Origin of the sequence: Pelomonas aquatica, from assembly GCF_026712205.1 — a bacterium.
Lineage (GTDB): Bacteria > Pseudomonadota > Gammaproteobacteria > Burkholderiales > Burkholderiaceae_C > Pelomonas > Pelomonas aquatica.
The window spans coordinates 72590-92182 of record NZ_JAPPUW010000019.1 but is presented as its reverse complement, the minus strand read 5'-3'; the positions used below and the strand labels follow the sequence as shown (position 1 = coordinate 92182).

Sequence of the window (19593 nt, the reverse complement as noted above, 5' to 3'; positions counted from 1 at the left end):
CATCCGGCTTCCTTCAGACCCACAGTCACCCGCGGAACCCTTGCCATTGGCTAACCATTCCCCTTGCCGGGCTGATAGAGGACTCTCACCTCCGAGTAGGTGCACCCTGCCGGGCGCACCCAGAAAAAGGCCCGTGTCGACGACACGGGCCTGGACGTAAAAGTGGCCGCGGAACGCCTCGGAGCCAACGAGGGAGGGAGGGAGGAGGAGGAGAACGGCTCCGAGATTGCTGCTCTGCTCTCAGAGAGGTTGGGCGGCCCAAATTCGGTGGGGAAGTGCTCGTGAACCTCGACTCGGGTTTTTACCGTGTGTAGTCCGAGACTGGGGGCTGGGCATGAAGTTCCAAGGCGTTGTCCCGCTTTTCAGTGACGATTGTTGTTGCTGCGGCGAATGTTTGGGCAACATACGAATGCCATCAAGCAGATTGCAAACAGTCACGCCGACGCCCCGGCAATTCGGCGGCGCCGGCCTCCGTGCGACCCGAGCAGCCCGGCCGCCATCCTCTTCCCCGAGCGACCGGCCGGCACAAACTTTAGAATCCCGCCTCTAGACGAGGATTCACCATGCTTTACCCCGAACTGTTCAAGCAACTCGAAGCCGTGCGCTGGAACATGGACAGCGACATCCCCTGGGACAAGTTCGATGCCAGCCTGCTCTCCGACGAGCAGGCCCAGACCATCAAGATGAACGCCATCACCGAGTGGTCGGCCCTGCCCGCCACCGAGATGTTCCTGCGCGACAACCGCGAGGACAGCGACTTCTCGGCCTTCATGTCGGTCTGGTTCTTCGAGGAGCAGAAGCACAGCCTCGTGCTGATGGAATACCTGAGGCGCTTCCGCCCCGACCTCGTGCCCACCGAGCAGGAACTGCACGAGGTGCGCTTCGATTTCGACCCCGCGCCGGCGCTGGAAACGCTGATGCTGCATTTCTGCGGCGAGATCCGACTGAACCACTGGTACCGCCGCGCGGCCGAGTGGCACACCGAGCCCGTCATCAAGGCCATCTACGAGACCCTGTCGCGCGACGAGGCCCGCCACGGCGGCGCCTATCTGCGCTACATGAAGCGCGCGATGTCCAAGTTCGGCGACGAGGCGCGCGCGGCCTTCGCCAAGGTCGGCGTGCTGATGGCCAGCGCCCGCCGCACGGCCCAGGCCCTGCACCCGACCAATCTGCACGTCAACGCCAAGCTGTTCCCGCGCGACACCATCCAGAGCCGCCTGCCCGACCCCGAGTGGCTGGAGCGCTGGCTGGACAAGCAGATCCAGTTCGACACCGTCTGGGAGAACAAGGTCGTCGAGCGCATCCTGCACAACATGAGCCTGCTGATGGACCGCAGCTTCGCCACCGTGCAGGAGCTCAACCGCTTCCGCAAGGAAATGGCGGCGCGCATCGTGCCGCCGTCGGGCGACGGCCTGGCCGGCGCACCGGCCTGACGGCCGATCGACGGCCAGATGATGAAAAGGGGGCCGGTCGGCCCCCTGTTCGTTTTGCACCGCGGCTTCAGCCGCCGCGCGCGCGCTTCGCCACCACCAGCGCAAAACCTGACACCGCCACGGCCATCCAGCCGACGAAGGACAGCGACAGCAGCTCCGCCGCCGAGCGGCCCAGGTCCTGCAGCATGTAGCCGCCGAGGTCCAGGCCGGACTGCAGCGCACGCACCAAGCCGTGGCCGTCGTACAGCAGCGCATGGTTGATGCGGACGTTCAGGTCGAGCAGCGCGTTCAGCGGCCAATCGATGCCGTAGACGTTGTGCATCACCGCCACGGCCACGCCGCCGCCCACCAGCACCAGCGGCACGCCCAGGCGCTTGAGCCAGGCCGAGGCCGCCATCAGCACGAAGATCAGCGGCAGCAGCCACAGCGTCAGCAGCACCGTGCCGGCCAGCCCGCGCAGCAGCAGCGGCAGCGCCGCCACCAGCACCTCGCCCCAGTGCAGGGCCATCGTGTCGGCCCAGCCGAACATGCGGCCCAGCACCGACAACGCGATCGGCAGGCCGAAGGCCGCGCCGACGACGGCGGCGCCCACCGGTGCCAGCCAGGCGTGCGCCAGCACCGTGGACGCGACGCTCTCGCCGGGCCGCCCGGGCAGCGACAGCCAGAACTCGATGGAGCGGTCCTGCACGTCGCGCCGCGCCAGGCCGGGCAGCTGGAACAGCGCAACGAGCAGCGCAATGGCATAGATCGCGCAACTGCTGATGACGAAGATCAGCGGCGCGAACATCTCGAGCGAACCCTCGGGCCGGCCGTCCATATGGCTGAAGGGCAGCATGGCCAGGAAGAGGATGGGCGGCGCGAACGCGGCGATCAGCCAGCCGCGCTTGTGCTGCAGCCACTCGCGCAGCAGCAGGGTGGGGATATGGGTGTTCATCGCTTGTTCCTCCAGTTCAGGCCTGCCTGCCGTTCAGCGCCGGGTTGCGGGTCAGCGCCATGAAGAGATCGACCAGGCTGGGCCGCACGCGCTGCCCCAGGCTGGACACATGCTCGGGCGGCGCACCGTCGAACAGCGACGTCGTGCGGCCCTGCTCGCGGTAGCGCAGCAGCGGGTGGGCGGCGGCCATCGCGTCGGCCGCGGCCGGGTCGTGGTTCAGCGCGACGAAGCGGCGGTCGATGTCCTCCAGGCTGATGGCCAGCGCCACGCGCCCCTCGTCCAGCATGATGACGTCGCTCAACAGCGCCTCGACCTCCTCGACCTGATGCGTCGAGATCAGCACGCTGCGCTCGCCGTCGCACCACTCGTCGATGAGCATCTCGTAGAAGCTCTTGCGCGACACGACGTCCAGGCCCAGCGTCGGCTCGTCCAGCACCATCAGCTTCGCGTCGATGGCGGCGATCAGCGCCAGGTGCGTCTGGGCCACCATGCCCTTGGACAGGCTCTTCACCTTGTCCGTCTCGCCGACGCTGGTGCGCTTGAGCAGCGCCCGGGCGCGCTCGGCCGAGAACTTGGGCTGCAGCCGGCTCATCAGCGTGATCAGCTCGTGCACCCGGGCCCAGCGCGGCAGCACGGCCACGTCGGGGATGTAGCTCAGCTCGGTCAGCAGCTGCTGGCGGTTCTTCGTCGGCTCCAGGCCGAGCACCACCAGCTCGCCCTGCACCGGCAGCAGGCCGACGATGGCCTTCATCAGCGAGGTCTTGCCCGCGCCGTTGTGGCCCAGCAGGCCGACGACGCGGCCCTTGGGCACGGTCACGGAGACATCGTTCAACGCCGTCTTGTTGCCGTAGCGCAGCGTCAGGTTCTTGGCTTCGATGAGGTTCATGTCGACTCCCAGTTCAGATCCTTGGCGGTCAGGCCCAGGCGCTTGAGCCTGGCGCGCAGCGCCGGCCAGTCCTTTTGCAGGAACTGCTCGCGCTCCTGGCGCAGCAGCCGCCCGCGCGCTCCGGCCGTGACGTACATCCCCAGGCCGCGGCGCGGCTCGATGAGGCCGTGGTCGCTGAGCGCCTGCAGCGCCCGCGTCACCGTCAGCGGGTTGATGAGGTACTGGCTGGCGAGCTGGCGCACCGATGGCAGGGCCTCGCCTTCCGGGGGGCTGCCGTCCAGCAGCCGCACGGCCAGTCGGTCGGCCAGTTGCTGGTAGATCGGCGCCTGGTCTGTCCAGGTGGGAGTCATGGGCGCTCCAAGGTGTGTTGCTGATGTAGCACACCATATCTCCCGGCCCGGCAGCCCCCCAGCGGCGTGCGACGGACTGCAGATAGAGGGGGATGAGCCGATTGTCGGTGCCTGTCTCTGCTGCTGGCCGCGGCGGCCGGTGTCGTGGCGGCGTCGCCCGGGCTGCTCGGGTTCTGAAGCGCAAACCGCATAAACGTTCGCGTTTTGCTTCGTTGGCTGAGGAAGGGCTGAGCCCTAGCCTCACTCGGTTTTCGCATGAGGCCCGACATGAGCACCTCAGTTATAGATGCCCCCGAAGTCCTGACCCAGGCCCGCGCGGCTGCCCGGGCCGCTGCGCTGCCGTATGCCGGCAGCGTCGCACCGCGCGGTGCTTGGGCGCTGGTCCAGGCCGGCCGCGCTGTCCTCGTCGACGTGCGCAGCGCCGAGGAGCGCCATTTCGTCGGCCATGTGCCCGGCAGCCTGCACGTGGCCTGGGCCACGGGCACGGCCCTGAACCGCAACCCACGCTTCGTCAAGGAACTGGAGGCCAAGGTCGGCCCCAAGTCGGGCAACGAGCTGCCGGTGCTTCTGCTGTGCCGTAGCGGCAAGCGCTCGGCCCTGGCCGCCGAGGCCGCCGCGAAGGCGGGCCTGGCGAACGTTTTCAACATCCAGGAAGGCTTCGAGGGCGACAGCGACGATCACCAGCAACGCGGCCATTTCAACGGCTGGCGCTTCCATAGCCTGCCCTGGCGGCAAGACTGATGGCCAGCGCTGACGACCTGACCGACATCGTCGACGGCCTGCGCACGGCGCGCCGCCGCTGGCGCGACGCCCACCGGCGCTGGGACACCGGCGGCCGCGAGCTGCCCTCGCGCGAGCTGCTGGCGGGCATCGTCGAGCAGCTGACCGGCGCCCTCTTCCCGATGCGCCTGGGCCCGCCGGACCTGCAGCCCGAGGGCGAGGACCACTACGTCGGCCACACCCTCGGCGTGGCCCTCAAGCGGCTGCGCCAGCAGGTGCTGCTGGAACTCGGCCACGAAGCCCGCCTGCGCGGCGGCGAGCCGCCGGCCGAGAGCGCCGCCGCCACGCTGGTGAGCAGCTTCGCCCGCCGCCTGCCCGGCGTGCGCGAGCTGCTGGACAGCGACGTGACCGCAGCCTTCCAGGGCGACCCCGCCGCGCGCAGCGTGGACGAGGTGCTGCTCTGCTATCCCGGCCTGCATGCGCTGATCAGCCACCGCCTGGCGCATGAGCTTTACCGACTGGGCGTACCACTGATCGCCCGCGTCATCGCCGAACTCGCGCATGCGCAGACCGGCATCGACATCCACCCCGGTGCGCAGATCGGCCCGGGCTGCTTCATCGACCACGGCACCGGCGTCGTCATCGGCGAGACGGCCGTGCTAGGCCGCGGCGTGCGGCTCTACCAGAACGTCACGCTCGGGGCCAAGAGCTTCCCGACCGATGGCGACGGTCATCTCATCAAGGGCCAGCCCCGCCATCCCATCGTCGAGGACGAGGTCGTCATCTACGCCGGCGCCACCGTGCTCGGCCGCATCACGCTCGGCCGAGGCTCGGTCATCGGTGGCAATGTCTGGCTCACGCACAGCGTGCCGCCCGGCAGCCGCATCGCACAGGCCGACTCTCAATCCCACTCACCCGGCGACCCGTCCTCGGCCTTCCAGTCGCTGGCCGCCTGAGTCATCTCACCCGTTTCCTTTTACCCACCCCGGAGCCCATCCCCCATGGCTGACACCCCACAGCTTGCCCTCGGCGACGCCGCCGCACGGCAGCTGGCCAACGCGACCAAGACCGTCCCGCAGCTCTCCACCATCACGCCGCGCTGGCTGACCCACCTGCTGCAGTGGATCCCGGTCGAGGCCGGCATCTACCGCCTCAACAAGGTGGCCGACCCCGAGGCCGTGAAGGTGGCCTGCGCCAAGCGCGACGAGGCCGAGCTGCCCGTCACCTTCGCCGACTACGACGCCGCGCCGCGCGAATACTTCCTGAACGCCGTGGCCACGGTGCTGGACGTGCACACCCGCGTGTCCGACCTCTACAGCAGCCCGCACGACCAGATCAAGGAGCAGCTGCGCCTGGTCATCGAGACCATCAAGGAGCGCCAGGAATCCGAGCTCATCAACAACCCCGACTACGGCCTGCTGGCCAATGTCGCGGACGAGCAGCGCATCTCCACGATCACCGGCGCGCCCACGCCGGACGACCTCGACGACCTGCTGACCAAGGTCTGGAAGGAGCCCGCCTTCTTCCTGACGCACCCGCTGGGCATCGCCGCCTTCGGCCGCGAGTGCACCCGCCGCGGCGTGCCGCCGCCCACCATCAGCCTGTTCGGCAGCCAGTTCCTGACCTGGCGCGGCATCCCGCTGATCCCGAGCGACAAGGTGCCGGTCAACGACGGCAAGACCAGCATCCTGCTGCTGCGCGTGGGCGACAAGCGCCAGGGCGTGGTGGGCCTCTACCAGCCGGGCCTGCCGGGCGAGCAGGGGCCGGGCCTGTCGGTGCGCTTCATGGGCATCAACCGCAATGCCATCGCCAGCTATCTGATCAGCCTGTACTGCTCGCTGGCGGTGCACAGCGACGATGCCTTGGCCGTGCTCGAAGACGTGGAAGTGGGCAGATACCATGAGTACCCTGACACCTACCGCTGACCTGGTCGAGAGCCCGTTCGACGTGGCCTCGCTGGCCCGGCTGGCCAACGAGATCTTCGGCAGCCTGAACAGAGGTTCGCTGCCGTCGGCCCAGCCGGTGCAGTCGGCCGGCGGCCTGAACGTGCCGGCCAACCCGCTGCCCGCTGGCGTGCCCGGCGGCCCGCTGCCGCAGGCCACCACGACGCAGTTCGCCGGCCTCGGCGCCGCAGCACCCGGGCTCAACCTCGCGCCCACCAGCCCCGACCAGGCCGCCGCGCCGGCCCGGCCCTCGCCCGCCCGCGCACCGCATGCCCAGGCCGGCAACGGCGTGCCCGACGTGCTGCTGACCAGCGTGCCCGGCCTCGATGGCCGCGCCGGCGGCCAGCTGCTCGGCGCGCCGCAGCAGATCGCACCTCAGCAGCGCGAGGCCACGCCGTCGGGCTACTACTTCGTCGAGCCGGGCATCGCCCCCCAGCAGCCGTCGCTGTATGTGCTGGACCTGCAACGCCACCCCGGCGCGCATGGCCACCACGCCGGTAAGCTTCCCCACAAGCATGCGCTGCAAGGCCAGCGCCAGCCCTTCGATGTCAACGCCATCCGGCGCGACTTCCCCATCCTGTCGGAGCGCGTCAACGGCAAGCCACTCGTCTGGTTCGACAACGCCGCCACGACGCAGAAGCCTCGCGCGGTGATCGACCGCCTGGGCCACTTCTACGAGCACGAGAACAGCAATATCCACCGCGCGGCCCACACGCTGGCGGCACGGGCCACCGACGCCTACGAGGCGGCCCGCAAGACGGTGGCCCGGTTCGTCAACGCCCGCTCGGCGGACGAGGTCGTCTTCGTGCGCGGCGCGACCGAGGGCATCAACCTCGTCGCCAGCACCTGGGGCGAGCAGCATGTGGGCGCGGGCGATGAGATCGTCGTGTCGCACCTGGAGCACCACGCCAACATCGTGCCCTGGCAGCAGCTCGCGGCCCGCAAGGGCGCGCAGCTGCGCGTGATCCCGGTGGACGACACGGGACAGGTGATCCTGTCGGAGGCGAAGAAGCTCATCGGCCCGAAAACCAAGCTGCTCGCGGTCACGCAGGTCAGCAACGCGCTCGGCACCGTGGTGCCGGTGCAGGAACTGGTGGCCATCGCGCAGCGCCAGGGCGTCGCTACGCTGGTGGATGGCGCGCAGTCGGTGTCCCACCTCGCGGTGGACGTGCAAGCCATCGGCTGCGACTTCTTCGTCTTCAGCGGCCACAAGATCTTCGGCCCCACCGGCATCGGCGCGGTCGTCGGCCGCAAGGAGGTGCTGGACGCCATCCCGCCCTGGCAGGGCGGCGGCAACATGATTGCCGACGTGACCTTCGAGCGCACGGTGTTCCAGCCGGCCCCGGCCAAGTTCGAGGCCGGCACCGGCAACATCGCCGATGCCGCGGGCCTGGGCGCCGCGCTGGACTACGTGAGCCGCATCGGGCTGCACGCCATCGCCCGCTACGAGCACGACCTGCTGGCCTACGCCACCGAAGCCCTGCGACCCGTCCCGGGCGTGCGCCTCGTCGGCACCGCGGCCGACAAGGCCAGCGTGCTGAGCTTCGTGCTCGCCGGCCACGAAACCGCGGCAGTCGGCCGGGCCCTGGCCGAGGAGGGCATCGCGGTGCGCTCGGGCCACCACTGCGCCCAGCCCATCCTGCGCCGCTTCGGCCTGGAAGCCACGGTGAGGCCGTCGTTCGCGTTCTACAACAGCTGCGACGAGATCGACCATTTCATCGCCGTCGTGCGCCGGCTCGCCCGCGCATGAGTCCCATGCCCATCTGCGCAACGCTCAGTTCACGCATCGCCTAACAGGAGAATTCCATGACCCAGCCCAATGCCCGCGACAGCTGGCGCTTCGAGACCCTGTCCGTGCACGGCGGCTACACGCCGGACCCGACCACCAAGTCGGTGGCCGTGCCGATCTACCAGACCGTCGCCTACGCCTTCGACAGTGCCCAGCACGGCGCCGACCTCTTCGACCTGAAGGTGGCCGGCAACATCTACAGCCGCATCATGAACCCGACCAATGATGTGCTGGAGAAGCGGCTGGCCGCGCTGGAGGGCGGCATCGGCGCGCTGGCCGTGGCGTCGGGCCAGGCCGCCGTCACCTACGCCATCCTGACCCTGGCCGAGGCAGGCGACAACATCGTCGCCTCCAGCGCACTCTACGGCGGCACCTACAACCTGTTCGCCCACACGCTGCCGCAGTACGGCATCAGCGCGAAGTTCGCCGACTACCGCCAACCCGAGAGCTTCGCCGCCCTCATCGACGCCAAGACCAAGGCCGTCTTCGTCGAGTCACTGGGCAACCCGCAGGGCAATGTGACCGACATCGAGAAGATCTCGGCCATAGCCCATGCCCACGGTGTGCCGCTGATCGTCGACAACACCGTGCCATCGCCGTATCTCAGCCGGCCCATCCAGCACGGCGCCGACATCGTCGTGCACTCGCTGACCAAATACCTCGGCGGCCACGGCACCAGCATCGGCGGCGCCATCGTCGACTCGGGCAAGTTCCCCTGGGCCCAGCACAAGGACCGCTTCAAGCGCCTGAACGAGCCCGACCCGAGCTACCACGGTGTCGTCTACACCGAGGCGCTCGGCCCGGCGGCCTACATCGGCCGCGCGCGCGTCGTGCCACTGCGCAACACCGGCGCGGCGCTGTCGCCCTTCAACGCCTTCCAGATCCTGCAGGGCATCGAAACCCTGGCCCTGCGGCTGGACCGCATCAGCGACAACGCCACCGCCGTGGCCCGCCACCTCAAGACGCACCCGCAGGTGAGCTGGGTGAACTACGCCGGCCTGGAAGAGCATCCCGACCATGGCCTGGTGCGCAAATACCTGTCGGGCAAGGCCTCAGGCATCGTCACCTTCGGCGTGAAGGGAGGCCGCGAACAAGGCGCCCGCTTCCTGGATGCGCTGCAGTTGTTCACGCGCCTCGTGAACATCGGCGACGTGCGCTCGCTGGCGACGCACCCGGCGTCCACCACCCACCGCCAGTTGTCGCCCGCGGAGCTGGACAAGGCCGGCGTCGGCGAAGACACCGTCCGCCTGTCCATCGGCATCGAGCACATCGACGACCTCAAGGCGGATCTGGACCAGGCCTTGAGTCTGGTGGGCGCATGAGCATGCGATTGAGCCCTCGCCTCGTCGCCTTCACCCTGCCCACGCTGCTGCTGCCCGGCGCCGCGATGGCAACCAATGGCTATTTTTCGCACGGCTATGGCGTGCAATCGCTGGGTCAGGGAGGCACCGGCATCGCGCTGTCGACCGAACGCCCTTGCGCCCGCCACCAACCCGGCCAACACCGGCGCAGGTGCCGGCCAGCCCGTGCCGGCGTCGGAGACTTTCTTCAATATCCTCGCCCCCGGCGTCGTGTAAAACCACCTGACGGCCGGCGCCACCTGGGCATTGAACCCGCACGGCGAACTCAGCACCTACGTGGCCCTGGCGCCGCAAAAAACCGTGCAAGGGCGACAGAGCATCCCGCCCGGAGCACCCCCGACGGGGCTGGGTGGCGGAGAGTCCAGCGTGCGCCGGATGGAAACCCTGTTGGGCGTGAGCTACGCATGGACCTGGTGACGCCGGTCACGGCGCTGGGCGGCCACGGCGTGCGCGGGCTGGCCGCCTGTCAGGCCGCTCGCCTCGGCCGTGGCGACCTGACCATCAAGTTGAAGAGACATGCGCTGGGATCGGCGCATTGAGAAGCGCCTAGCCCTTCACGCAGGCCGAGTCGCCAACCGGCGCTCGGCGAGCCGACCCAGCAGCGTCAGGCCGTAGCACATCACGAAGTAACTGCCGGCGAGCGTCAGGTAGACCTCGACCGGCTTCACCAGCACCTGGGCGTTGATCTGGTTGGCGATGTAACTCAGCTCCGACAGCCCGATGATGGTGCCCAGCGAGGTCTCCTTGATGGTGGCGACAAACTGGTTCACCAGCGAGGGCAGCATGTGGCGGGTGGCCTGCGGCAGCAGCACCAGCCGCAAGGCCTGCGATCGGGTCATGCCGAGCGACAACGCCGCGCTCAGCTGCCCGCGCGGCAGCGCCTGCAGGCCCGCGTGCACGATCTCCGCAAGGTAGGCCGCATCGAACACCACCAGCGCGATCAGCATGGTGCTGAACTGGTCCGTCTTGTGGCCCGTGACCACCGGCAGGAAGAAGTAGGCCCAGAACACCACCATGAGCAGCGGCGTGCCGCGGATGACCCAGACCCAGGCCGTGACCGGCCGCCGCAGCCAGGCCCGTGGACTGAAGCGCGCCACGCCCAGCGCCACACCCAGCGGCAGTGCCAGCACCAGGCCCAGGGTGGCCAGCAGCACCGTGAGCACCAGGCCGCCCAGCGGGCCGTGCGGGTACTGGCCGACGAGGAAGTAGACCCCGTAGGTATCGATCAATTCACTCATCGTCGCGCCCCGTTCGGCGACAGCCGCGCCTGCGCCCACTGGGCCAGCGCCGTCAGCAGCAGCGACACCGACAGGTAGGCCGCCGTCACCAGCGCAAAGGTCTCAAAGCCGCGGAAGGTGGCCGACTCGACCCGCTGGGCCTGGTACATCAGCTCGGCCGTGCCGATGACGGTAGCGATGCTGGTGTTCTTCCAGAGGTTGAGCGTCTGCGACAGCAGCGGCGGAAACGTGATCCGCAGCGCCTGGGGCAGCACGACGAGCCGCATGGCCGCGAGGTAGCTGAAGCCCAGCGCCATGGCAGCGCTCAGCTGCGCGCCCGGCACGGCGCGTACGCCGGAGCGGATGTCTTCCGACATGTAGGCCGCCGTGTAGAGCGTGAGCGCCGCCCAGGCGCTGACGACCTCGATGTGGCCGGCATAGACGGTTTCCTTGATGCCATCGGGCAGCAGCTCGGGCACGCCGAAGTACCAGAACAACATGTGCACCAGCAGCGGCACGCAGCGCACGGCTTCCACATAGGCTTCACCCACGAGCTGTAGCGGCCGAAGCGGCGAGATGCGCAGCAGCGCGATGACGATGGCCAGCGGCAGCGCCGTCGTGAGCGTGAGGCCGGTCAGCAGCAGCGACAACTGCAGCCCGGCGAGCAGCCAGGCAAGGTAGTCGCCCTGCAGCAGCGGCGCGAAGGAAAGTTCGGGCATGGATGGGGCGCTCCACAAGCAAGACAGCCGCCGTCCCTCGTGAGGCCGGCGGCTGCGATCGGATCAGGTCAGCGAGCGGATCAGCTCTCCACCTTGTCGCTGTCGATCTTGAACGTGCGCTTGGGGAACTGCAGGCGCGTCTCGGGGCCGTACCACTTCAGGAAGAGCTTGTCGGCTTCGCCGCTCTTCTCCAGGCCGGCCAGCGCGCCATCGACCTCGGACTTCAGGCGCTTCTCGCCCTTGCGGATGCCGATGGCCAGGGGCTCGATGCTGATGTTCTGCTCCAGGATGCGGTACTTGTCCTTGCCGGCGCCGAGCTTGGCATGCTGGTCCAGCAGCGACACCTCGTCGTTGACGAATGCCGCGCCCTTGCCCTGCTGCAGCGCCTGGAAGGCCTGCGGCCCGGTCTCGAAGGTCACCACGTCGACGTTGGGCACGGCCTTGCGGATGTTGGGCTCCTGCGTGCCGCCCTTGATGGTGACCACCTTCTTGCCGGTGAGCTGCTGCAGGTTCTGGATGCCGCTGTCGGCCTTCACCAGCACCTTCTGTCCCGTGACGAACGTGGTCAGCGAGAAGTCGATGACCGCCTCGCGCTCCTTGTTGTGCGTGAGCGAGGCGGCCAGCAGGTCCACATGGCCCTGCTGCAGCTCGGGGATGCGGGCCGCCACGGCGAGCTGCTTGATCTGCAGCTTCACGCCGAGCTTGGCCGCGATGGCGCGGGCAAGATCGACCTCATAGCCGATGATCTCGCGCGTCTTGGCGTCGATGTAGCTGTTGGGCTCGTCGGTGCCCAGCACCCCGACGACGAGCACGCCCTTCTTCTTGATGTCGTCGAGCTGGTCGGCATGGGCGGCCTGCAGGGCCAGCAGGCTCAGGCCCAGGGCGGCCAGGGAGTGGGTCAGACGGTGGCGGTTGCGCTGCATGGGGGACGGGTCCTTGTGAGAAATGGAAGCACGGCGGTGTGCCGAGACCTTGCACTCTAGGAACTGCATAAGCGGCCGCCAACGACGGATTCCGCATGAGCTTGCGCACTGCCCGCGCGCGAAATCCGCACAAGCTCATGCGCAATGCGTCGTTGCCCCGCGAAGCTTCGCTTCGTATCCTGCGAGGCCTCAAGACTCGGGCCCGCTCGCTGCGGGCCCATTGCTTTCATGACTGCTCGCCCCCCGCTGGAGGCCCGGCCGGCCGTGCTGGACCTCATCGGCAACACGCCGCTGCTGCCCGTGCAGCGCCTGGACACCGGCCCCTGCCAGCTCTTCCTCAAGCTCGAATCCCAGAACCCTGGCGGATCCATCAAGGACCGCATCGGCCTGGCCATGATCGAAACCGCCGAGCGCGAGGGCCTGCTCAAGCCCGGCGGCACGGTGGTCGAGGCCACGGCTGGCAACACCGGCCTGGGGCTGGCCCTCGTGGCGCGTGCCAAGGGCTACCAGGTGGCGCTGGTCGTGCCCGACAAGATGTCGGCCGAGAAGGTGCTGCAGCTCAAGGCGCTGGGCGCGCAGGTGCACCTGACCCGCTCCGACATCGGCAAGGGCCACCCCGACTACTACCAGGAGGTGGCCGCCCGCCTGGTGCGCGAGATCCCCGGGGCCTGGTATGCCGACCAGTTCAACAACCCCGCCAACCCGCTGGCGCACGAGACCACCACCGCCCCGGAGATCTGGCAGCAGATGGGCCATGACGTGGACGCCATCGTCTGCGGCGTGGGCTCGGGCGGCACCATCACCGGCCTGTCGCGCTACTTCCAGCGTGTGCGCCCGGGCATCGAGATGGTGCTGGCCGACCCGGTGGGCTCCATCCTCAAGGACTACATCGACACCGGCCGCTTCGGCGACGCCGGCTCCTGGGCCGTCGAGGGCATCGGCGAAGACTTCATCCCGCCCATCGTCGACCTGAAGCCCGTGCGGACCGCCTACAGCATCCCCGATGCTGAGAGCTTCGCCACCGCGCGCGAGCTCTACCGCGCCGAAGGCATCCTCGCCGGCTCGTCCACCGGCACGCTGCTGGCGGCCGCACTGCGCTACTGCCGCGCACAGACCGCGCCGAAGCGCGTCGTGACCTTCGTCTGCGACACCGGCACACGCTACCTGTCCAAGGTCTACAACGACCACTGGATGTTCGAGCAGGGCCTGCTGACCCGCCCCCGCGCCGGCGACCTGCGCGACCTCATCGCCCGGCCCGCGGCCAGCGGCGGTGTCGTCAGCGTCGCGCCCACCGATACCTTGAAGACGGCCTTCGCCCGCATGCGCCAGGCCGACGTGTCGCAGCTGCCGGTGCTGGCCGAGGGGCGCCTCGTCGGTTTGCTGGACGAATCCGACGTGCTGGCGCGCCTGCACGCAGACGCCACCGCCTTCACCACGCCCGTCGAGGTGGCGATGAGCCGGAATGTCATCACGCTGGCCCCGGCGGCATCGCTCACCGAACTGGCCGAGCAGTTGCGCCGCGGCCTGGTGGCCGTCATCGCGGACGACGCCGGCTTCCACGGCCTCGTCACCCGTGTGGACCTCATCAACCATCTGCGCAAGGAACTCGCCCAATGAGCGCCGAAAAACTGGCCTTCGACACCCGCATCATCCACGCCGGGCAGCAGCCCGACCCCGTCACTGGGGCGGTGATGCCCGCCATCTCCGTCAGCTCCACCTACCGCCAGAAGAGCCCGGGTGAGCATACGGGCTACGAATATGGCCGCACCCACAACCCCACCCGCCAGGCCTGGGAGCGCGCCGTCGCCGACCTGGAGGAAGGCGCCCAGGCCTACGCCTTCTCGTCGGGCCTCGCGGCCATGGCCACCGTGCTGGACACGCTGCCCGCGAACTCGCACATCGTCGCAGGCGACGACCTCTACGGTGGCAGCTACCGCCTCTTCGAGCGCGTGCGCAAGCACAGCGCCGGCCTGCGCGTGAGCTACGTCGACAGCCGCGACCCGGCTGCGGTGCGCGCCGCGCTGCAGCCCGACACGCGGCTGATCTGGATCGAGACGCCCAGCAACCCGCTGCTGCGCCTGACCGACCTCGCCGCCGTCGCCCGCATTGCGCGCGAGCACGGTGCGCTGGCGGTCGCCGACAACACCTTCGCCAGCCCCTGGGCGCAGCGGCCGCTGGCGCTGGGGTTCGACCTGGTCGTGCATTCGGCCACGAAGTACCTCAACGGCCACAGCGACGTCATCGGCGGCGTGGCCATCGCGGGCGGCGAGCCGCGCCAGGCGGCGCTGCGTGAGCAGCTCACCTTCCTGCACAACGCCATCGGCTCCGTGGCCAGCCCTTTCGACAGCTTTCTGGCCCTTCGCGGCCTCAAGACGCTGGCCCTGCGCCTGGAACGGCACAACGCCAGTGCGGCCGAGCTGGCCGCCTGGCTGAGCGAGCAGCCCCAGGTCGAACGGGTGCTCTACCCCGGCTTGCCGAGCCATCCGCAGCATGCGCTGGCCCAGGCGCAGATGCGCGGCGGTGGCGGCATGATCAGCGTGGCGCTGAAGGCGGACCTGGCCGGCGCACGCCGTTTCCTGGAGCGGGTGCAGTTGTTCACGCTGGCGGAAAGCCTGGGCGGCGTGGAGAGCCTGATCTCCCTGCCGGCCTTGATGACGCATGCCTCCATTCCGGCCGAGCACCGCGCCCGGCTGGGCATCACCGATGCATTCGTGCGCCTGTCGGTCGGCATCGAGGATGTGGCCGATCTGCGCCACGACCTCGCCCAGGGGCTCGCGGCCATCTGAAGGCAACACGCGCGACCCGTCCACGGGCCGCGTTTCTATGTTGAGTCCGGCTTACCTCGCGCCGGGCGCGTAGATCTGGTCACCGCTACCTCGAACTCAACAACGCCAACCCCAAACCGTTCTCCTGGACCAAGTCCGCCGACGACATCCTCGCCAGCATCGAGCGGTTTCGTTTGCGAACTTCTAACTCACGACACCAGTTAGATGCACCAAGGGCGCCTCCGCCACCGGCCCTCCGGGGGGAACGACGTTGACCCCCCATATGCGGCATGCATGTTTGCTTGGCCGATTTCCTTCGTTCTCGCTGGAGGCTGCCCTTCCTAGAGTCGCGGTCGTTGGCACCTGACATGACAGGTGCGCAGCAGTCGAGATGAACGGCAGCCTACACCCCCCACCGCCACAACAAACCCTGCACGGCCGCATTCGCGAAGACCTTCGCGAGCGCATCGTCCGTGGTGTCCTGCAACCCAACGACCGTGTGCCTTCAGAGAGCGAGCTGATGGCGCAATACGGCGTCAGCCGCATCACGGTGCGGCAGGCCCTGGGCGACCTGCAAAGCGCCTGCATGATCTTCAAGGTGGCCGGCAAGGGGTCCTTCGTCGCCACGCCCAAGCCGTTTCAGGACTTGGCCCAGTTGCAGGGTTTTGCCGAGGCGATGAACGCCAGCGGCCATGAGACGTTCAACCAGTTGCTCCAACTGCGGTCGGAGCCAGCCAGCGCCGCCGTGGCCCAAGCGCTGGCGCTGGCTCGCGGGGTGCCGGTCACCGCCATCCAACGCGTGCGCTACCTGGATCGGCGGCCGGTTTCGGTTGATTTCACCTGGCTGCCTCAATCGCTGGGCTCGCGCATCCGACGTGACGACCTCGCCACCCGCGACATCTTCGCGATGCTGGAAACCGACCTCGCAACACCGCTCGGCCATGCCGACCTGGCCATCGACGCCGTTCCGGCGGCGGCCGACATCGCAGCCCACCTGGACATCGACCCCGGCACGCCGGTGCTGCATATCGAACGACTGACGCACGACCGCGACGGACGCCCCATCGACTACGAGCACCTGTATTGCAGGCCGGACCAATTCCAGTACCGGCTGCGCCTGCACAGGGCCTAGCAACGCAACCCCATGAACACCATAGAAACCGAAGTCGACGTCCTCGTCATCGGCGGCGGCACCGCCGGCCCGATGGCGGCCGTCAAGGCCAAGCAGGCCAACCCCGCCTTGCGCGTGCTGCTGCTGGAGAAGGCCAACGTCAAGCGCAGCGGCGCCATCAGCATGGGCATGGACGGCCTCAACAACGCCGTGCTGCCCGGCCACGCGACGCCCGAGCAGTACGTGCGCGAGATCACCATCGCCAACGACGGCATCGTCAACCAGAAGACGGTTATGGCCTATGCGGCCAACAGCCACGCGATGGTGGAGGAGCTGGACCGCTGGGGCGTCAAGTTCGAGAAGGACGAGACGGGCGACTACGCCGTCAAGAAGGTCCACCACATGGGCAGCTATGTGCTGCCCATGCCCGAGGGCCACGACATCAAGAAGGTGCTCTACCGCCAGCTCAAGCGCACGCGCGTCGAGATCACCAACCGCCTCATCGCCACGCGGCTGCTGACGCATGAAGGCCCGAATGGTCGAGTCGTGGCCGGCGCCATGGCCTTCGACTGCCGCACGGCCGACTTCCACGTCATCCGCGCCAAGTCCGTCGTGCTGAGCTGCGGTGCCGCGGGGCGCCTGGGCCTGCCGGCCAGCGGCTACCTGTTCGGCACCTACGAAAACCCGACCAACGCGGGCGACGGCTACTCCATGGCCTTCCACGCGGGCGCCGAGCTGTCGGGCATCGAGTGCTTCCAGATCAACCCGCTGATCAAGGACTACAACGGTCCAGCGTGTGCCTATGTCACAGGGCCCTTTGGCGGCTACACCACCAACGCGCAGGGCCAGCGCTTCATCGAGTGCGACTACTGGTCGGGCCAGATGATGTGGGAGTTCCATCGCGAGCTGCAGGGCGGCAACGGCCCGGTGTTCCTGAAGCTGGACCACCTGGCGGAAGAAACCATCAGCCAGATCGAGACCATCCTGCACACCAACGAGCGGCCCAGCCGCGGCCGCTTCCACGCCGGCCGCGGCACGGACTACCGCGAGCGCATGGTCGAGATGCACATCTCCGAGATCGGCCTGTGCAGCGGCCACTCGGCCTCGGGCGTGTGGGTCAACGAGCACGCGCAGACGACGGTGGCCGGCCTGCACTCGGCTGGCGACATGGCCTGCGTGCCGCACAACTACATGCTCGGCGCCTTCGTCTATGGCAAGCTGGCCGGCGAGAGCAGCGCGGCCTTCTGCGCGGAGCACGACTTCGCGCCGGTGGATGCCGGCCAGGTGGAAGCCGAGCGCGCGCGCGTGCAGGCTCCGCTGCTGAGGGAGAACGGCCTGCCGCCCAGCCAGGTCGAATTCAAGCTGCGCCGCATGGTCAACGACTATCTGCAGCCGCCCAAGGTCACGAAGAAGATGGAGATCGGCCTGGAGCGCTTCGAGGTCATCCGCGAGGACCTCGATCAGTTGCAGGCCCGCGATCCGCACGAACTGATGCGGGCCCTGGAGGTGCACGCCATCCGCGACTGCGCCGAGATGGCCGCGCGGGCTTCGCTGTTCCGCACCGAGAGCCGCTGGGGGCTCTACCACGCGCGCGTCGACTACCCCGAGCGCAACGACGCCGACTGGCGCGTGCATGTGCAGCTCCACAAGGACGCCCAAGGCCGCATGAGCTGCTTCAAGCGCGCCATCGATCCCTACATCGTGCCCGTCGCCGCAACCGAGAGCACGGCCTACAGCCGCCTGCGCATCCCTGACGCCGTGGCGGCTTGAGAGGACTCCATGACCACCATGACCACCCCCATCCGTCCTCAGGCGCTCACGCCCTCGCAGGTGCCCGTCACCGTCGATGCCGACAAATGCATCGCCCACAAGGGCTGCACCGTCTGCGTGGACGTCTGCCCGCTGGACGTGCTGGCCATCGACCTCAGCAAGGGCACGGCCTACATGAAGTTCGACGAATGCTGGTACTGCATGCCCTGCGAGAAGGATTGCCCCACGGGTGCCGTCCACGTCGAGATCCCCTACCTCCTGCGCTGAACTGACCGACATGAAGAAACTTGCCCTCCTTGCACTCTCTCTGGTGCTGGCCTCGGCCCACGCCGAGACCATCCGCGTCGCCATCGGCACGCAGGACACGACGATCAACTGCGCCACCGGCGGCCTGCTGATTCGCGAACTGCACCTGCTGGAGAAGTACCTGCCCAAGGAAGGCAAGTACAAGGGCGTCACCTACGACATCCAATGGAAGAACTTCACCTCCGGCGCGCCGCTGACCAACGAGATGGTGGCCGACAAGCTGGACATCGGCTCCATGGCCGACTTCCCCGGGGCCAACAACGGCGCCGCCTTCCTGAAGGCCGGCAAGCAGAGCTTGTTCATCACCGTACTGTCGGGCAGCACATTGGGCAGCGGCAACGGCGTCGTCGTGCCCAAGGCGTCCAGCATCACCTCGCTGTCGGAGCTGAAGGGCCGCACCATCTCCGTCCCGTTCGCGTCCACCGCCCACGGCATGCTGCTGCGCGCCGTCGCGGCCCAGGGGCTGGACCCGCAGAAGGACGTCAACATCATCACGCAGGCTCCCGAGGTGGCCGGCCCCGCGCTGCAGGCCAACAAGATCGAGGCGCATGCCGACTTCGTGCCCTTCTCCGAACTGTTCGAGCACCGCGGCATCGCCCGCAAGATCTACGACGGGGCCCAGGCCAATGTGCCGACGTATCACGGGTCCCTGGTAGCCGGCGAATATGCGAAGAAGTACCCGGAGATCGTCGTCGCCTTCCTGCGGGCGGCACTGGAGGCCGACAAGCTCATCGCCGCCGAGCCCGAGAAGTACAGCGAGCTGATCGAGAAGGTCACGGGCATCGAGGCTGCGGTGACCTATCTGTACCACGGCCCGCTCGGCCTGCAGACGCGCGACAACACCTGGAAGCCCGAGTACCGCAGGGCCCTGGCCACCTCCATCGAGACGCTGAAGCTGATGGGCCGCGAGTCGACGCTGAAGGCCGAGACCTTCGTCGACGACAGCTACATCCGCGCCGCCTTCAAGGCGTCGGGCCTCGACTACGAAGCCAGGCTGAAGAACTACGACAAGCTACCGCTGAAGGCCAACGACGCCCTCACCGGCAAGCCGATCACGGACTTCCAGCGCGTGGCCGGCATCTGGCTGGTGGGCGAGCCCAAGATGAGGCATTACGCGAGCATCGAAGGCGCCTTCGCCGACCTGCGCAAGCTGGAGGGCGAGGGCAAGAAGGCCCGCGGCATTTATGTGCATGACCTGGTGCACCGCATCAAGCTGCTGGCGCCCAACAGCCACTTCGTCGTCGACGCCAAGGGCCAGTTGAGCGCCTTCCTGCAGAAGGACGCTGCCGACGCCTATGCCGCCGCGGTGAAGGGCAAGGCGCTCGACTTCGCAGCCGCGCAGGCGGCCGCCAAGGCGCGCTGACAC

The 19593-nt window shown here is 68.3% G+C and carries 19 protein-coding genes and 1 pseudogene; 14 read left to right on the top strand and 6 right to left on the bottom strand.

Going from position 1 to position 19593, the window contains the following annotated elements; all coding sequences use genetic code 11:
• Positions 1-563 precede the first annotated feature (563 nt).
• Entirely contained in the window at positions 564-1433 is an 870-nt protein-coding gene (locus tag NYP07_RS18755) for a ferritin family protein (protein WP_268153186.1), read from the top strand.
• 67 nt (positions 1434-1500) lie between these two features.
• On the opposite strand, the gene NYP07_RS18750 is transcribed toward NYP07_RS18755, so the two are convergent.
• Genes NYP07_RS18750 through NYP07_RS18740 form a run of 3 tightly spaced genes read right to left on the bottom strand, consistent with a single transcriptional unit; the run spans position 1501 to position 3603 of the window.
• Positions 1501-2367 carry a hypothetical protein gene (locus NYP07_RS18750; RefSeq protein WP_268153184.1) on the bottom strand — a complete coding sequence of 289 codons (867 nt, stop codon included), beginning with the start codon at positions 2365-2367 and terminating at the stop codon, positions 1501-1503.
• A 16-nt stretch (positions 2368-2383) separates the two neighbouring features.
• Positions 2384-3253, bottom strand: coding sequence for an ABC transporter ATP-binding protein (locus NYP07_RS18745; protein ID WP_268153182.1), 870 nt, complete (start codon positions 3251-3253; stop codon positions 2384-2386).
• Positions 3250-3603, bottom strand: a complete 354-nt coding sequence (locus NYP07_RS18740; protein WP_268153180.1) for a GntR family transcriptional regulator — start codon at positions 3601-3603, stop codon at positions 3250-3252. The genes NYP07_RS18745 and NYP07_RS18740 overlap by 4 nt, the downstream gene beginning before the upstream one ends.
• A 267-nt stretch (positions 3604-3870) precedes the next feature.
• On the opposite strand from NYP07_RS18740, the gene NYP07_RS18735 reads away from it, so the two are divergent.
• From NYP07_RS18735 to NYP07_RS18710, 6 genes are all read left to right on the top strand, one after another.
• Positions 3871-4344: a rhodanese-like domain-containing protein gene (locus NYP07_RS18735; RefSeq protein ID WP_268153178.1), complete on the top strand. Its 474-nt coding sequence runs from the start codon at positions 3871-3873 to the stop codon at positions 4342-4344.
• Positions 4344-5279 (top strand): serine O-acetyltransferase EpsC, encoded by a 936-nt coding sequence (gene epsC, locus NYP07_RS18730; RefSeq protein WP_268153176.1) that lies wholly within the window; start codon positions 4344-4346, stop codon positions 5277-5279. Before NYP07_RS18735 ends, epsC begins: the two co-directional genes overlap by 1 nt.
• Positions 5280-5324: 45 nt before the next feature.
• Positions 5325-6248, top strand: a complete 924-nt coding sequence (locus NYP07_RS18725; protein WP_268153174.1) for a family 2A encapsulin nanocompartment shell protein — start codon at positions 5325-5327, stop codon at positions 6246-6248.
• Positions 6223-8016, top strand: coding sequence for a family 2A encapsulin nanocompartment cargo protein cysteine desulfurase (locus tag NYP07_RS18720; RefSeq protein ID WP_268153172.1), 1794 nt, complete (start codon positions 6223-6225; stop codon positions 8014-8016). The genes NYP07_RS18725 and NYP07_RS18720 overlap by 26 nt, the downstream gene beginning before the upstream one ends.
• A 56-nt stretch (positions 8017-8072) precedes the next feature.
• Positions 8073-9377, top strand: coding sequence for an O-acetylhomoserine aminocarboxypropyltransferase/cysteine synthase family protein (locus tag NYP07_RS18715; protein WP_268153170.1), 1305 nt, complete (start codon positions 8073-8075; stop codon positions 9375-9377).
• Between the two features lie 443 nt (positions 9378-9820).
• Positions 9821-9955, top strand: coding sequence for a hypothetical protein (locus NYP07_RS18710; RefSeq protein ID WP_268153168.1), 135 nt, complete (start codon positions 9821-9823; stop codon positions 9953-9955).
• Positions 9956-9970: 15 nt separating this feature from the next.
• On the opposite strand, the gene NYP07_RS18705 is transcribed toward NYP07_RS18710, so the two are convergent.
• The 3 genes from NYP07_RS18705 to NYP07_RS18695 all read right to left on the bottom strand — a co-directional run bounded on the left by NYP07_RS18705 (position 9971) and on the right by NYP07_RS18695 (position 12275).
• The gene (locus NYP07_RS18705) at positions 9971-10654 is read right to left on the bottom strand and encodes an amino acid ABC transporter permease (protein ID WP_268153166.1); all 684 of its coding nucleotides are present in this window, start codon (positions 10652-10654) and stop codon (positions 9971-9973) included.
• Positions 10651-11352: an amino acid ABC transporter permease gene (locus tag NYP07_RS18700; protein ID WP_268153164.1), complete on the bottom strand. Its 702-nt coding sequence runs from the start codon at positions 11350-11352 to the stop codon at positions 10651-10653. Before NYP07_RS18700 ends, NYP07_RS18705 begins: the two co-directional genes overlap by 4 nt.
• An 80-nt stretch (positions 11353-11432) precedes the next feature.
• Positions 11433-12275 (bottom strand): ABC transporter substrate-binding protein, encoded by an 843-nt coding sequence (locus tag NYP07_RS18695; protein ID WP_268153162.1) that lies wholly within the window; start codon positions 12273-12275, stop codon positions 11433-11435.
• A 228-nt stretch (positions 12276-12503) separates the two neighbouring features.
• On the opposite strand from NYP07_RS18695, the gene NYP07_RS18690 reads away from it, so the two are divergent.
• The 7 genes and pseudogenes from NYP07_RS18690 (at position 12504) to NYP07_RS18665 (ending at position 19590) form a co-directional block, all read left to right on the top strand.
• Entirely contained in the window at positions 12504-13892 is a 1389-nt protein-coding gene (locus tag NYP07_RS18690; protein ID WP_268153160.1) for a pyridoxal-phosphate dependent enzyme, read from the top strand.
• The gene (locus NYP07_RS18685) at positions 13889-15061 is read left to right on the top strand and encodes a trans-sulfuration enzyme family protein (protein ID WP_268153158.1); all 1173 of its coding nucleotides are present in this window, start codon (positions 13889-13891) and stop codon (positions 15059-15061) included. Before NYP07_RS18690 ends, NYP07_RS18685 begins: the two co-directional genes overlap by 4 nt.
• A gap of 50 nt (positions 15062-15111) precedes the next feature.
• A pseudogene (locus NYP07_RS24160) lies at positions 15112-15315 on the top strand (hypothetical protein); the annotation flags it as partial.
• A gap of 116 nt (positions 15316-15431) precedes the next feature.
• Positions 15432-16172 carry a GntR family transcriptional regulator gene (locus tag NYP07_RS18680; protein ID WP_268153156.1) on the top strand — a complete coding sequence of 247 codons (741 nt, stop codon included), beginning with the start codon at positions 15432-15434 and terminating at the stop codon, positions 16170-16172.
• 12 nt (positions 16173-16184) lie between these two features.
• A complete protein-coding gene (locus tag NYP07_RS18675; RefSeq protein WP_268153154.1) occupies positions 16185-17921 on the top strand; it encodes a fumarate reductase/succinate dehydrogenase flavoprotein subunit in 1737 nt (578 codons plus the stop codon).
• A gap of 9 nt (positions 17922-17930) precedes the next feature.
• Positions 17931-18188 (top strand): 4Fe-4S dicluster domain-containing protein, encoded by a 258-nt coding sequence (locus tag NYP07_RS18670; protein WP_268153152.1) that lies wholly within the window; start codon positions 17931-17933, stop codon positions 18186-18188.
• A gap of 10 nt (positions 18189-18198) precedes the next feature.
• Entirely contained in the window at positions 18199-19590 is a 1392-nt protein-coding gene (locus NYP07_RS18665; protein WP_268153151.1) for an ABC transporter substrate-binding protein, read from the top strand.
• The last annotated feature ends 3 nt before the right edge of the window (positions 19591-19593 follow it).